We start from the raw sequence: 15,229 nt of genomic DNA, 5'->3' as shown, positions 1-15,229 counted from the left end.
GTAAAGGAGGAGATAGTTATTATAAACTACAAGTGGATATTGTGTCCTGTATGTGGAAATAAAACACGATTAAAGATAAGGGAAGATACTGAATTAAAAAAATTCCCCCTCTATTGTCCGAAATGCAGACAAGAAAATTTAATTGAAATAAAGCAGTTCAAAGTAACTGTGATTACAGAGCCAGACGCAAAGACGCAGAGCCGATAAAATGAGATTAATACAATCTCATTTTATCGGCTCTTTCCGTTATGTATGGATTCTTTTAATTAGTCTTCGATGTTTCTTGCTTCGTTGATACCGCTGGCTAAAGATTCCATTAAGGATAGTTCTTTGTCTGTAAAGCTATCCATGTATTTCTCTATCTGTAATCGTCGGGTGCTTTTTACCAAGTTATTAGCAGGTAGGGGTCCCGAGCGCCTACGAGGAATTTGTATCGATAAGAAATAGATTTAAAAATTTCGCTGTTATTTTGTACATTTAACTTGACGGTGACATCTCTCTATTGTGAGTTATTAGTGGTACAGTTTTCAACCGTTTTAATTATAAAAAAGTGGTGCATTTTTAAATTGGCACAAACAGGTAACGGTTATTGCAGGTGTATTTCTTATCTATGGGTTTAACATGGATTTTATCATTAAAATCATGAGTATTGTCCGAGAGTGATTGGTCTTGCGTATGGTTAACCCTAAAGTTATGGAAATAAGACTTAGAAGCAAACTTAAGAGTGTGTTGATTGTGCATTATCTTAAAATTTTGTATAATAGGAATTGAAGTTAAATTAGATGCTAAAAATTTGTAATTAAGAAGGAGGGATTCGTCATGTTGGTATTCCAAATGCGTAATGTAGATAAAACATCTACTGTTTTGAAACAGACTAAAAACAGTGATTACGCAGATAAATAAATACGTTAGATTAATTCCTACCAGTGACTAATCTTATGACTTTTTAAACAGATAACTAAAATTACAAACAAATCGTTTAACTTCTGTATTTATTTATAGATGTAATCACTTCAGGAGTGATTACATGAACAAAAATATAAAATATTCTCAAAACTTTTTAACGAGTGAAAAAGTACTCAACCAAATAATAAAACAATTGAATTTAAAAGAAACCGATACCGTTTACGAAATTGGAACAGGTAAAGGGCATTTAACGACGAAACTGGCTAAAATAAGTAAACAGGTAACGTCTATTGAATTAGACAGTCATCTATTCAACTTATCGTCAGAAAAATTAAAACTGAACATTCGTGTCACTTTAATTCACCAAGATATTCTACAGTTTCAATTCCCTAACAAACAGAGGTATAAAATTGTTGGGAATATTCCTTACCATTTAAGCACACAAATTATTAAAAAAGTGGTTTTTGAAAGCCATGCGTCTGACATCTATCTGATTGTTGAAGAAGGATTCTACAAGCGTACCTTGGATATTCACCGAACACTAGGGTTGCTCTTGCACACTCAAGTCTCGATTCAGCAATTGCTTAAGCTGCCAGCGGAATGCTTTCATCCTAAACCAAAAGTAAACAGTGTCTTAATAAAACTTACCCGCCATACCACAGATGTTCCAGATAAATATTGGAAGCTATATACGTACTTTGTTTCAAAATGGGTCAATCGAGAATATCGTCAACTGTTTACTAAAAATCAGTTTCATCAAGCAATGAAACACGCCAAAGTAAACAATTTAAGTACCGTTACTTATGAGCAAGTATTGTCTATTTTTAATAGTTATCTATTATTTAACGGGAGGAAATAATTCTATGAGTCGCTTTTGTAAATTTGGAAAGTTACACGTTACTAAAGGGAATGTAGATAAATTATTAGGTATACTACTGACAGCTTCCAAGGAGCTAAAGAGGTCCCTAGCGCCTACGGGGAATTTGTATCGATAAGGAATAGATTTAAAAATTTCGCTGTTATTTTGTACAATAAGGATAAATTTGAATGGTACCATAAACGACCGTTTATGGTACCTTTTCATTTTCCTGCTTTTTCTAAATGTTTTTTAAGTAAATCAAGTACCAAAATCCGTTCCTTTTTCATAGTTCCTATATAGTTATACTTAATGAGTTATGGTACATTTAAATTATAAAATTAAGGAGGTTTTTTTATGATTTTTGGCTATGCTCGAGTGAGTACGGATGATCAAAATCTTAGTTTACAAATTGATGCACTTACTCATTATGGAATTGATAAATTATTTCAAGAAAAAGTAACTGGTGCGAAAAAAGACCGACCGCAATTAGAAGAAATGATCAACCTACTACGTGAAGGAGATTCTGTTGTCATTTACAAGTTAGATCGAATTTCACGATCAACTAAACATTTGATTGAACTTTCTGAATTATTTGAAGAACTTAGTGTCAATTTTATATCTATTCAAGATAACGTAGATACTTCAACGTCTATGGGAAGATTCTTTTTCCGAGTTATGGCTAGTTTAGCAGAACTGGAACGGGATATTATTATTGAACGAACTAACTCTGGTCTTAAGGCAGCCAGAGTCCGAGGAAAAAAAGGGGGCCGTCCAAGTAAAGGTAAGCTATCAATTGATTTAGCTTTAAAAATGTATGACAGCAAAGAGTATTCTATTCGTCAAATTCTTGATGCCTCTAAATTAAGCAAAACAACCTTTTACCGTTACCTCAATAAAAGGAATGCTTAAGATATGGCTATGAAAAGAATTTTAACTACTTCACAGCGTGAACAACTTCTTTCTGTAGACCACTTATCAGAAGAGGATTTTAAAGCGTATTTTAGTTTTTCTGATTATGATCTGGAGGTTATTAATCAACACCGTGGAAAGGTCAATAAACTAGGATTTGCGATACAACTTTGTTTGGCCCGGTATCCTGGGTGTTCTTTAAGTAATTGGCCGATTAAATCAACCAGACTAACTTCTTATGTGAGTCGACAGCTCCATCTTGATGCAATTGATTTAAATTCATATGATCATAGAAATACACGTGCAAATCACTTCAACGAGATCTTAGAAGTATTCAACTATCATCGATTCGGTAGTGCTAATACACAAAAACAGTTAATAGAATATTTAATTGAACTAGCTTTAGAAAATGATGACTCTATCTATCTAATGAAAAAAACAATTGATTTCTTAACTCGAAAAAGAATTATTTTTCCATCTATAGCTACACTTGAAGACATTATAAGCCGCTGTCGAGATAAAGCAGAAAACAACTTATTTTCAATATTACTCTGTTCATTAACAGATATACAAATTGAAAAACTAGAGAGTTTGTTTCAAATTTATGAAGAGACGAAAATAACTAAACTCGCTTGGCTAAAAGACATTCCAGGTAAGGCAAATCCAGAAAGCTTTATGAGTATTTGTAAAAAAGTGGAAGTGATTGCTTCCATGGGACTCGGGACAATTAATGTCTCCCATATTAATCGGAACAGGTTTCTTCAGCTAGCTAGACTAGGGGAAAATTATGATGCATATGACTTCTCCCGTTTTGAGCTTGAAAAAAGATACTCTTTACTTATTGCTTTTTTAGTCAATCATCATCAATATCTGATCGATCAACTGATTGAGATTAATGACCGCATTTTAGCAAGTATTAAACGCAAAGGGACACGTGATTCACAAGAACAGTTAAAAGAAAAAGGAAAATTGGCTACTAAAAAATTGGAACATTATGCTTCTTTAATTGATGCTCTTCACTTTGCAAAAGATAATGATAGTAATCCTTTTGACGAAATTGAACGAATCATGCCTTGGGAAGATTTAGTACAAGATGGAGAAGAAGCTAAAAAAATTACAGGTAATAAAAATCATGGCTATTTAGAAATGGTTCGAAATAAAGCTAATTACCTCCGAAGATACACGCCAATGTTATTGAGGACCCTTTCGTTCAAAGCAACTCCGGCAGCAAATCCAGTCCTCATGGCCCTAACTCAACTAACTGATTTACACAATAGTGGTAAAAGAAAAATACCGGCAGATACTTCTACTGATTTTGTGAGTAAAAAATGGAAAAGCCTTGTTCGGCCAGAAGAGGGGAAAATAGATCGGTCTTACTATGAGTTAGTAGCTTTCACCGAGCTAAAGAACAATATTCGATCAGGAGATATTTCAGTTGAAGGAAGTATGATCCATCGAAATATTGATGATTACTTAGTTGATTTATCTGCTTGTATTGATTCAGAAACTATTCCAGACACGTTTGAGGACTATTTAAAGGATCGGGAAATAATTTTAGATTTACAGCTTCAATTTTATTCGACAGTTGATAAGAGAATTTCAAGAGCAAACCTTAAAAAGTTGGAAAAAGTTACACCTAGCGAAGCAGAAATATATAGAAAAAAACTTTATTCAATAATTCCTAAGATAAGGCTTAGTGATCTTTTAATTGAGGTGGACAGTTGGACCAACTTTTCACAAGAATTTAGTCATGATTCTACAGGGAAACCGCCGAGTGAACAAGAAAGAAAAATTATTTTTGCTGCTTTGCTGGGTTTAGGGATGAATATTGGTCTTGAAAAAATGGCCCAATCAACTCCTGGAATTTCTTATTCTCAGTTAGCCAATGCCAAACAATGGCGCTTTTATAAAGAAGCTCTGACTCGTGCTCAATCTGTTTTGGTTAATTATCAGTTAAAGCTTCCTGTTGCAGACTTTTGGGGTGAAGGAAAAACCACTGCTTCAGACGGAATGCGCGTCCCAGTGGGCGTCTCAGCTCTAAAATCCGATGTTAATCCACATTACAAAAGTATGGAAAAAGGAGCTACAATGATTCGATCAATAAATGATAGGCATACGACTCATCATATCGAGGTTGCTTCAACTAATACAAGGGAAGCTACTCATACCCTTGATGGCCTACTTTATCATGAAACAGATCTAGATATTGAGGAACATTTTACTGATACAAATGGGTATTCTGATCAGGTGTTTGGAATGACCGCATTACTAGGCTTTGATTTTGAACCTCGCATCAGAAATATAAAAAAATCACAATTATTTTCTATCAAATCACCTTCCTACTACCCTAACTTATCAGAAGATATAAGCGGAAAAATCAATGTAAAAATTATTGAAGAAAACTATGATGAAATTAAACGAATCGCCTATTCGATTCAAACAGGAAAAGTATCTAGTTCTTTACTATTAGGAAAGCTAGGCTCATACGCACGTAAGAATAGAGTAGCTCTTGCACCGAGAGAACTAGGTCGCATTGAAAAGAGCATTTTTATGATAGATTATATTACAGATAGTGAGCTACGGCGAAGGATCACTCATGGACTAAATAAGACAGAAGCGATTAATGCTTTAGCTAGAGAACTATTTTTTGGGCGACGCGGAAAATTTATGGAGCGCGATATTCGCCGACAACTTCAAAGTGCTAGTGCGCTTAATGTGTTAATAAATGCAATAAGTATATGGAACGCCGTCTACTTACAAGCAGCTTATAATTATCTCGTCAAAATAGATCCCGAAGTAACTAAGTATATGAAGCATGTATCTCCTATTAATTGGGAGCATATCACTTTTCTTGGAGAGTATAAATTTGACTTGTTATCTATTCCTAAACACTTAAGAGAATTGAATATAAAAAATAAATAGGCCTTGAAACATTGGTTTAGTGGGAATTTGTACCCCTTATCGATACAAATTCCCACTAAGCGCTCGGGACCCCAGGTAAGAAAAATTCATCAACGGAAACATGAAGTAACGATACAAGGTCATAAAGAACTTGTATGCTGGGGTGTTGCCCTTTATTTTCAATATTAGTTAAGTACCGTGGGTCAATTTCAATCAATGCTCCCACTTGTTCACGAGTTAAACCTCGTTTCAATCGAGCTTCTTTAATGGCTAAACCAAAGGCTCTAAAATCATATTTATCTTCTTTTTTACGCATAGTAGACCACCTCTATACATTTTATTGTTCCTACTGAATTAAAAACAGGTATAGAAAAACGTGTTATATGGTTTATAGGTTTATATTTAATAAAAAGCACTACTAAACGCCAATAAAAAAAACCGTTATATGGTAGTGCTATTTACGCTGTTAAAATATTGTATATTACTTCCAAATGGCGGTTTGTTGGAGGTCAACGTCGCCATGAAGTACATCATATACAATAAATTTCCTTACATTGGGTTCTTGTCAAAAAAAGTCGTCTATCTGCAATAGATAAGTACGTCCACCAATGTGGTTTTATAAATCATATAGATAGAATAACAGAAGCATGTAAACAGAGAAATAAATCTGTTTATATGCTTTTTTGGCTATTCAGAACTTTTTTACAAAGTTTATTTATCAGTAATGCAACAAATCCCCCTTTCACATTGGGACTAAGAGTGAAAGGAGATAAACGAGCAAGGCTCACTTCCTTTCCTAGACAGAAAGGGGGTGAGAAACATGAAACCATCTTCTTTTCAGACCACAATAGAAAATCAGTTTGACTATATCTGTAAACGTGCTATGGAAGACGAGCGAAAGAATTATATGCTTTATCTTTCAAGGATTGCAAAGCGTGAGGTGTCCTTTTCGGATGTTGGCGATTATCTTGTTAGCCAGTTTGCGACAACAGATAACTATTCAACTGACTTTCAGATTTTTACACTCAATGGGTTATCAGTAGGCGTTGAAAATGATTTGTTGAGTGAAGCATTACGTGAGTTGCCAGACAAGAAACGTGAAATTCTACTGCTGTTTTACTTTATGGACATGAGCGATTCAGAAATTGCAGACCTGTTGAAATTGAACCGTTCTACTGTCTATCGGCATAGAACCAGTGGACTAGCCTTAATTAAAAAGTTTATGGAGGAATTTGAAGAATGAAAACACAATATCCTATGATTCCCTTTCCTCTCATTGTAAAGGCAACAGATGGCGATACCGAAGCGATTAACCAGATTCTACATCATTACAGAGGGTACATAACGAAGCGTTCCCTACGACTTATGAAAGATGAATATGGCAATCAAAGTATGGTCGTTGATGAAGTCTTACGTGGAAGAATGGAAACCAGACTGATTACAAAGATTTTGTCATTTGAAATTAAGTAATATCCTCTCTCCTTTCGTGGAAGCGTGCTAAACCATTCCACGCTTCCCGAACAGGGAGGTTTGTTATTCCACCAAAGCATATTGAGCTTTCAATGTGTTTTGATAGGCTAACGAGCCATTGTTCTTTGAAAACTGAATAAAAGTAATCGAATACGTTTCGATAAGAAAAGAGCCAACGGAACTAACCGCCATGACCTATCTTATAAAGATAGCGAGCGATTCATGTTAGTGATCCGAGAAGCAATCTTTAGCAGGATTGCCTGCAACGACATTCTTATCGTGATAATGATACTCCCATACAGTCAATAGTCCGAGCGTGATAAAACCGTCGCAGGCAATGAGTATGGCTACATGAGAACCATGCAGGGGTGGAACTCCCGTGAGCTTTGCTAAAGCTGTTCGATTGCTGGTAAAACAACTTTTATGAAATCCAAATAAGTGATTTGGAAAGGAGGATTTTATGAAGCAGACTGACATTCCTATTTGGGAACGTTATACCCTAACCATTGAAGAAGCGTCAAAATATTTTCGTATTGGCGAAAACAAGCTACGACGCTTGGCAGAGGAAAATAAAAATGCAAATTGGCTGATTATGAATGGCAATCGTATTCAGATTAAACGAAAACAATTTGAAAAAATTATAGATACATTGGACGCAATCTAGCGTCGCCAAAGGGTCTTGTATATGATAAAATAGTATTAAGTCGTATCAAGGCTCTTTCCATAAAGGAAAGGAGCAAATGCCATGTCAGAAAAAAGACGTGACAATAAAGGTCGAATCTTAAAGACTGGAGAGAGCCAACGAAAAGACGGAAGATACTTATACAAATATATAGATTCATTTGGAGAACCGCAATTTGTTTACTCGTGGAAACTTGTGGCTACAGACCGAGTACCAGCAGGAAAGCGTGATTGTATCTCACTTAGAGAGAAAATCGCAGAGTTACAGAAAGACATTCATGATGGTATTGATGTTGTAGGAAAGAAAATGACACTCTGCCAGCTTTACGCAAAACAGAACGCTCAAAGACCAAAGGTTAGAAAAAACACTGAAACTGGACGCAAATATCTTATGGATATTTTGAAGAAAGACAAGTTAGGTGTAAGAAGTATTGACAGTATTAAGCCATCAGACGCTAAAGAATGGGCTATTAGAATGAGTGAAAATGGTTATGCTTATCAAACCATCAATAACTACAAACGTTCTTTAAAGGCTTCATTCTATATTGCTATACAAGATGATTGTGTTCGGAAGAATCCATTTGACTTTCAACTGAAAGCAGTTCTTGATGATGATACTGTCCCTAAGACCGTACTAACAGAAGAACAGGAAGAAAAACTGTTAGCCTTTGCAAAAGCTGATAAAACCTACAGCAAAAATTATGATGAAATTCTGATACTCTTAAAAACAGGTCTTCGTATTTCAGAGTTTGGTGGTTTGACACTTCCAGATTTAGATTTTGAGAATCGTCTTGTCAATATAGACCATCAGCTATTGAGAGATACTGAAATTGGGTACTACATTGAAACACCAAAGACCAAAAGTGGCGAACGTCAAGTTCCTATGGTTGAAGAAGCCTATCAAGCATTTAAGCGAGTGTTAGCGAATCGAAAGAATGATAAGCGTGTTGAGATTGATGGATATAGTGATTTCCTCTTTCTTAATAGAAAGAACTATCCAAAAGTGGCAAGTGATTACAACGGCATGATGAAAGGTCTTGTTAAGAAATACAATAAGTATAACGAGGATAAATTGCCACACATCACTCCACATAGTTTGCGACATACATTCTGTACCAACTATGCAAATGCAGGAATGAATCCAAAGGCATTACAGTACATTATGGGACATGCTAATATAGCCATGACGCTGAACTATTACGCACATGCAACATTCGATTCTGCAATGGCAGAAATGAAACGCTTGAATAAAGAGAAGCAACAGGAGCGTCTTGTTGCTTAGTAGTACAAATGAATTTACTACTTATTTACCACTTCTGACAGCTAAGACATGAGGAAATATGCAAAGAAACGTGAAGTATCTTCCTACAGTAAAAATACTCGAAAGCACATAGAATAAGGCTTTACGAGCATTTAAGAAAATATAAAAAGATAATTAGAAATTTATACTTTGTTTCAATAGAAAAATTGCAAGAACACCTTTTTAAGCTTGAGCAATTGTTTCCTAACCTCCTGCTTCAATCAAGAAAAAAAGGCATTCAATTGCAGTTTGACTTCCAAAACACCTTAGATCCCAGGATTGCGATTCTTAAACAATCTGAAACCTATTCTTTTTTGAACCAGTTATTTTTCAAAGAGGGGCAATCGCTTGAGCAAATATGTCAGGTACTTTCCACTAATCAAGAGCATATTGAGGAAATCATTCATCGTATCAACACTAAACTTCCACAACACTATAGCGTCAACATCCAACTTTCTCCTTTAGTCTTGAAGGGAGCAGAAGAGGATATTCGTGCCTTTTATCTAGACTACTTTAGCCAAAGTTACAGTTTTCTGGATTGGCCCTTTCCTTCTATTTCTGAAGAATCACTCACTCACCTGATTCAGCTATTTTTAAAGGCCCAACAAGTTTCACCCAACCTCAGTAGTTTACGGCAAATCAAATATACCCTGGCTATCAATCTGGAGCGTTTTAACAAGAGTCATTTCATTGAAAATCCTAGTCCGCTCTTAACCAGTCATTACAGCTCCCTCATGCAGATTCCCCAGTTTGAACAAGATATCAAAAAGCTGGCTAAAAAGCTCCATTTTGAAGCTACAAAGGAGACGCTAGAACAGCTATTTTCAAATCCAGTAAAGTCTCCTCAAATCATAAACAATCCTAGCAATGGAGCACTGGGTAATATTCATCATATCCAAAAATCTTACCGTTTATTGAGCCAAATACTAGAAGAACTAGCTAAAGAATTTCACCTACAGATTGAAAATCGCGAGGAATTGATTTGGCTCCTCCACTACACTGCCCAATCTGATTTCTTTCATTTACTCAGTAACCAGTCTCTCGACAGACAGAAATCCCAAATTTTAAGCAGTTATCAAGTAGAATTTCCAAAACTATTTGAAGTAAGTCAACACAAATTCCAATCTTACCTTACTGAAATGGGGCTAGAAAATCACCCAAGTAAGCTACAAGAACTTGTCTACACCTTTTCTATCCAAGGGCAACGAATTTTAGTCCAATTACTTCAAAAACTTCCCAAAATACGTGTTTTAGTCATTAGTCATTTGGATAGTCATCACGCACAAAACCTTATCGACACCCTTGCTCACTACGGCAATAATCTCTATCTCTTTGATTCTTGGGAAGAATCTGCGATTTCTTTCTCAATTCTCAATCAAATTCCTCACGATATTATTATCACTACCTTTCCTGTCACCAACTCTCCTAAACCACTTATCTACAATCGTAACTTCTCTACTTCAGAATTATTTCATCACCTTCACCTTCTTGCTTCTCAAATTCATAAAGAAAGACTGGCTTAATCGTAACAAAATTTGTTGCGATTTTTTCTTTTATTTTAATTTCAGGAAAACGCTTGCATCTTATTTTACTAAGTGCTATACTGATGATAGAAATTTATTGATTGGAGAATCATTATGAGAAAAATACCATCTCAAACTGAGAAAAAAATGGTTTACAGCATCCGTTCCCTCAAAAATGGAACTGGTTCTGTCCTTATTGGAGCAAGCCTTGTCCTGCTTGCCATGGCTACACCAACTATCTCAGCAAACGAAAATACACCAACCACTAACGAACCCAGCAACAGAAATACGACCTCCCTTACTCAACCTCTTACTGATGCAACAAACATCGCTGGCAAGAACGAAAGCGATTTTTCTTCACCTGATAGTGCAAACGCTTCCCTAGAGAAAAAAGAAGAAAAAGCTGCAACAGAGGTACCCACTCCTGCTACAACACCAGCCGATTCAGCCCCACAAACCGGACAAGATCGTTCAAGTGAACCAACTACTTCTACGAGTCCAGTAACGACTGAAACTAAGGCAGAAGAACCAATAGAAGACAACTACTTCCGTATCCATGTCAAAAAGCTTCCTGAAGAAAACAAGGATGCTCAAGGACTATGGACTTGGGACGATGTTGAAAAACCATCTGAAAACTGGCCTAACGGAGCCTTGTCCTTTAAGGATGCCAAAAAAGATGACTATGGCTACTACCTAGATGTCAAATTAAAGGGAGAACAAGCCAAGAAAATTAGCTTCCTCATCAATAATACAGCTGGGAAAAATCTAACCGGCGATAAATCGATAGAAAAACTGGCACCAAATATGAATGAGGCTTGGTTGGACCAAGAACACAAGGTTTTCTCTTACGAGCCACAACCTGCAGGAACTATTCGCGTCAACTACTACCGTACAGATGGCAACTATGACAAGAAATCTCTCTGGTACTGGGGAGATGTGAAAAATCCAAGTAGTGGTGAATGGCCTAACGGAACAGATTTTACGGCTACAGGCAAATATGGTCGCTATATCGATATTCCACTCAAAGATGCAGCTAAAGACCTTGGATTTTTATTACTAGACAGAAACAAACAAGGAGACGATGTGAAAATCCGTAAAGAAGATTATAAGTTCACAGATTTAAAAAATCATAGCCAAATTTTCCTAAAAGACGATGATGAATCGATTTACACAAATCCATACTATGTCCATGATATCCGTATGACAGGAGCCCAACACGTAGGCACTTCTAGCATTGAGAGTAGTTTTTCAACACTTGTCGGTGCTAAAAAAGAGGATATCCTCAAACACTCCAACATCACTAATCACCTAGGAAATAAAGTAGCTATCACCGATGTTGCAATCGATGAAGCTGGTAAGAAAGTGACCTACAGTGGAGATTTCTCGGACACAAAACATCCTTATACCGTGAGCTACAACGCTGACCAATTTACTACCAAAACAAGCTGGCGTCTGAAAGATGAGACTTACAGTTATGATGGCAAACTTGGAGCTGACCTAAAAGAAGAAGGAAAACAAGTTGATTTAACCCTTTGGTCACCAAGTGCTGACAAGGTTTCTGTCGTTGTCTACGACAAGAATAACCCTGAAAAAGTGGTTGGAACTGTCGCTCTTGAAAAAGGGGAAAGAGGAACTTGGAAACAAACTCTAGATAGCACAAACAAACTCGGAATCACAGATTTCACTGGATACTATTATCAATACCAAATCGAGCGTCAAGGTAAAACTGTTCTTGCACTCGATCCTTACGCTAAGTCCCTCGCTGCTTGGAATAGTAACGATGCTAAGATTGACGATGCCCATAAAGTGGCTAAAGCCGCCTTTGTAGATCCAGCCAAACTCGGACCTCAAGACTTGACTTATGGTAAGATTCACAATTTCAAGACTCGTGAAGATGCCGTTATCTACGAAGCTCATGTGCGTGACTTTACTTCAGATCCTGCCATTGCAAAAGACTTAACCAAACCATTTGGTACCTTTGAAGCCTTTATTGAAAAACTAGACTATCTCAAAGACTTAGGTGTGACCCACATCCAGCTCCTTCCAGTCTTGTCTTACTACTTTGTCAACGAATTGAAAAACCATGAACGCTTGTCTGACTATGCTTCAAGCAACAGCAACTATAACTGGGGATATGATCCTCAAAACTACTTCTCCTTGACTGGTATGTATTCAAGCGATCCTAAAAATCCAGAAAAACGAATCGCAGAATTTAAAAACCTCATCAACGAGATCCACAAACGTGGTATGGGAGCTATCCTAGATGTAGTGTATAACCATACAGCCAAGGTCGATATCTTTGAAGATTTAGAGCCAAACTACTACCACTTTATGGATGCTGATGGCACACCTCGAACTAGCTTTGGTGGTGGACGTTTGGGGACAACCCACCATATGACCAAACGGCTCCTAGTTGATTCCATCAAATATCTAGTTGATACCTACAAAGTGGATGGATTCCGTTTCGATATGATGGGAGACCATGATGCCGCTTCTATCGAAGAAGCGTACAAGGCCGCACGCGCCCTCAATCCACACTTAATCATGCTTGGTGAAGGTTGGAGAACCTATGCAGGTGATGAGAACATGCCTACTAAAGCTGCTGACCAAGATTGGATGAAACATACCGATACAGTCGCTGTCTTTTCAGATGACATTCGTAACAACCTCAAGTCTGGTTATCCAAACGAAGGTCAACCTGCCTTTATCACAGGTGGCAAGCGTGATATCAACACCATCTTCAAAAATATCATTGCTCAACCAACCAACTTTGAAGCAGATAGTCCTGGAGATGTGATTCAATACATCGCAGCCCATGATAACTTGACTCTCTTTGACATCATCGCCCAGTCTATCAAAAAAGACCCAAGCAAGGCTGAGAACTATGCTGAAATCCACCGTCGTTTGCGACTTGGAAACCTCATGGTCTTGACAGCTCAAGGAACTCCGTTTATCCACTCTGGTCAGGAATACGGACGTACTAAACAATTCCGTGACCCAGCCTACAAGACTCCAGTATCGGAGGATAAGGTTCCAAACAAATCTCACTTGTTGCGTGATAAGGACGGCAATCCATTTGACTATCCTTACTTCATCCATGACTCTTATGATTCGAGTGATGCTATTAACAAGTTTGACTGGACTAAGGCTACAGATGGAAAAGCATATCCTGAAAATGTCAAGAGCCGTGACTATATGAAAGGGTTGATTGCTCTTCGTCAATCTACAGATGCCTTCCGACTTAAGAGTCTCCAAGATATCAAAGACCGTGTCCACCTCATCACTGTCCCAGGCCAAAATGGTGTGGCAAAAGAGGACGTAGTAATTGGCTACCAAATCACTGCTCCAAATGGAGACATCTACGCAGTCTTTGTCAATGCGGACGAAAAAGCTCGCGAATTTAATTTGGGAACTGCCTTTGCCCACCTCAGAAATGCTGAAGTTTTAGCAGATGAAAACCAAGCAGGGCCAGTAGGAATTGCCAACCCGAAAGGACTCGAATGGACTGAAAAAGGCTTGAAATTAAATGCCCTTACAGCTACTGTTCTTAGAATCTCTCAAGGCGGTGCCATCGTTGCCCCAGCTGTGGAAGAAAAACCAGAATTTGACCTTTCTAGCTTAAAACAAGAACAAGGTCACAATAATGGTCAAGACAATATTTCAAACCGAGTAATCAAATCGGAACAGCAAACTCCAGCTCCACAAGCTAGACCTGATTCTACTAAACCAGATGCAAAAGTAGCTGATGCGGAAAATAAACCTAGCCAAGCTACAACTGATTCACAAGCTCAACAACCAACACAAGAAGCACAAGCATCATCTGTAAGTGAAGCTGTTCAAAACGAATCAGTAGAAAACCCTAGCAAGGAAAATATACCTGCGCCTCTAGCTAAACAAGCTGAACTTCCAAATACAGGAACCAAAAACGATCACAAACTCCTGTTTGCAGGAATTAGTCTCCTTGCCCTTCTAGGTCTCGGGTTCTTACTAAAAAACAAAAAAGAGAACTAAACTAGCCCTCCTATAGAACAATCCCCCAAGCCTTAACGCTCGGGGGATTGATTTTTGCCCTGATAAGCCTATCTATCAAATCATATATTCTACACTATAGGTCGCATCCGAAAGAATTCGTGCCAAAAATTGCTTGGTTCGTTCTTCCTGTGGGCGACTAAAGAAATCATGGGCATTATTTTCTTCAACAATTTTCCCGCCATCCATAAAAATGACATGATTGGCTACATCTCTAGCAAAACCCATCTCATGTGTCACTACTACCATAGTAACTCCTTCTTTAGCTAACTGTTTTAAAACATCTAAAACATCCCCTACCAACTCTGGATCCAAGGCCGATGTCGGCTCATCTAATAAAATGACCTCTGGTTTCACAGCGATGGCACGGGCAATACCGATTCGTTGTTGCTGACCTCCAGAAAGTTTCATAACATTACGATTAATCTGCTCTTCTTCCAATCCAAGTTGTAAAAGTATATCCTTATTCGCATTTTTTGAAACTAGTTTTAGATTTTCTAATGGTGTTAAATAATCAATAAGATTATAATTTTGAAATACTAAAGAAATATCTTTTCGTCTGTGTTCACTATATCCTATTTTTTCAATATTAGTATTATTAAATAATATCTCTCCACTTGAAGGACTATCTAATCCCGCTAATAACGATAG

Annotated in this window: 13 protein-coding genes and 3 pseudogenes; 12 read left to right on the top strand and 4 right to left on the bottom strand. The window is 37.2% G+C overall.

All coding sequences use genetic code 11. The annotated features are described in order from the left end of the window. Positions 1 to 39 precede the first annotated feature (39 nt). Positions 40 to 207 carry a cysteine-rich KTR domain-containing protein gene (locus QZ565_RS01530; protein WP_000336323.1) on the top strand — a complete coding sequence of 56 codons (168 nt, stop codon included), beginning with the start codon at positions 40 to 42 and terminating at the stop codon, positions 205 to 207. Between the two features lie 59 nt (positions 208 to 266). Here the strand turns inward: QZ565_RS01530 and QZ565_RS01525 are convergent. After that, positions 267 to 404, bottom strand: a pseudogene (locus QZ565_RS01525) (XRE family transcriptional regulator); the annotation flags it as partial. 283 nt (positions 405 to 687) lie between these two features. Here QZ565_RS01525 and QZ565_RS01520 point away from each other — a divergent pair. From QZ565_RS01520 to QZ565_RS01500, 5 genes and pseudogenes are all read left to right on the top strand, one after another. Continuing rightward, positions 688 to 771, top strand: a pseudogene (locus QZ565_RS01520) (MLS leader peptide); the annotation flags it as partial. Between the two features lie 48 nt (positions 772 to 819). After that, complete coding sequence (locus tag QZ565_RS01515; RefSeq protein WP_001814874.1) at positions 820 to 903, top strand: 23S rRNA methyltransferase attenuation leader peptide; 84 nt, start codon at positions 820 to 822, stop codon at positions 901 to 903. A gap of 124 nt (positions 904 to 1,027) precedes the next feature. Continuing rightward, complete coding sequence (gene erm(B) / locus QZ565_RS01510; protein WP_001038790.1) at positions 1,028 to 1,765, top strand: 23S rRNA (adenine(2058)-N(6))-methyltransferase Erm(B); 738 nt, start codon at positions 1,028 to 1,030, stop codon at positions 1,763 to 1,765. 354 nt (positions 1,766 to 2,119) lie between these two features. After that, the gene (locus QZ565_RS01505; protein WP_000576156.1) at positions 2,120 to 2,674 is read left to right on the top strand and encodes a recombinase family protein; all 555 of its coding nucleotides are present in this window, start codon (positions 2,120 to 2,122) and stop codon (positions 2,672 to 2,674) included. 3 nt (positions 2,675 to 2,677) lie between these two features. After that, complete coding sequence (locus QZ565_RS01500; protein ID WP_295524503.1) at positions 2,678 to 5,596, top strand: Tn3 family transposase; 2,919 nt, start codon at positions 2,678 to 2,680, stop codon at positions 5,594 to 5,596. 73 nt (positions 5,597 to 5,669) lie between these two features. Here the strand turns inward: QZ565_RS01500 and QZ565_RS01495 are convergent. Continuing rightward, positions 5,670 to 5,891, bottom strand: a pseudogene (locus tag QZ565_RS01495) (helix-turn-helix transcriptional regulator); the annotation flags it as partial. Between the two features lie 504 nt (positions 5,892 to 6,395). On the opposite strand from QZ565_RS01495, the gene QZ565_RS01490 reads away from it, so the two are divergent. Both QZ565_RS01490 and QZ565_RS01485 read left to right on the top strand, forming a co-directional pair. Beyond that, a complete protein-coding gene (locus tag QZ565_RS01490) occupies positions 6,396 to 6,818 on the top strand; it encodes a sigma-70 family RNA polymerase sigma factor (RefSeq protein WP_000804885.1) in 423 nt (140 codons plus the stop codon). Continuing rightward, positions 6,815 to 7,045: a helix-turn-helix domain-containing protein gene (locus QZ565_RS01485; protein ID WP_000857133.1), complete on the top strand. Its 231-nt coding sequence runs from the start codon at positions 6,815 to 6,817 to the stop codon at positions 7,043 to 7,045. Before QZ565_RS01490 ends, QZ565_RS01485 begins: the two co-directional genes overlap by 4 nt. Positions 7,046 to 7,270: 225 nt before the next feature. Here QZ565_RS01485 and QZ565_RS01480 read toward each other — a convergent pair whose 3' ends face one another. Then, positions 7,271 to 7,522 (bottom strand): hypothetical protein, encoded by a 252-nt coding sequence (locus QZ565_RS01480; protein ID WP_001845478.1) that lies wholly within the window; start codon positions 7,520 to 7,522, stop codon positions 7,271 to 7,273. Between QZ565_RS01480 and QZ565_RS01475 the strand changes: the two genes are divergently transcribed. The 4 genes from QZ565_RS01475 (at position 7,506) to QZ565_RS01460 (ending at position 14,560) form a co-directional block, all read left to right on the top strand. Next, positions 7,506 to 7,709, top strand: a complete 204-nt coding sequence (locus QZ565_RS01475; RefSeq protein ID WP_000814511.1) for an excisionase — start codon at positions 7,506 to 7,508, stop codon at positions 7,707 to 7,709. The two genes, QZ565_RS01480 and QZ565_RS01475, sit on opposite strands and share 17 nt — an antisense overlap. A gap of 81 nt (positions 7,710 to 7,790) precedes the next feature. Next, positions 7,791 to 9,008 (top strand): tyrosine-type recombinase/integrase, encoded by a 1,218-nt coding sequence (locus QZ565_RS01470; protein ID WP_001291561.1) that lies wholly within the window; start codon positions 7,791 to 7,793, stop codon positions 9,006 to 9,008. Positions 9,009 to 9,193: 185 nt separating this feature from the next. Further along, on the top strand, positions 9,194 to 10,549 hold the full coding sequence (locus QZ565_RS01465) for a M protein trans-acting positive regulator PRD domain-containing protein (RefSeq protein WP_366508733.1): 1,356 nt from the start codon (positions 9,194 to 9,196) through the stop codon (positions 10,547 to 10,549). Positions 10,550 to 10,663: 114 nt separating this feature from the next. Next, a complete protein-coding gene (locus QZ565_RS01460; RefSeq protein ID WP_295524501.1) occupies positions 10,664 to 14,560 on the top strand; it encodes a pullulanase in 3,897 nt (1,298 codons plus the stop codon). A gap of 75 nt (positions 14,561 to 14,635) precedes the next feature. Here QZ565_RS01460 and QZ565_RS01455 read toward each other — a convergent pair. Further along, positions 14,636 to 15,229: ATP-binding cassette domain-containing protein (locus QZ565_RS01455; RefSeq protein ID WP_295524499.1), on the bottom strand; the 594-nt coding region annotated here is incomplete at its 5' end.

The organism is uncultured Streptococcus sp. (assembly GCF_915066115.1).
GTDB lineage: Bacteria > Bacillota > Bacilli > Lactobacillales > Streptococcaceae > Streptococcus.
Note: the sequence above shows the minus strand (reverse complement) of the source record. Positions and strands in the feature narration are given on the sequence as shown.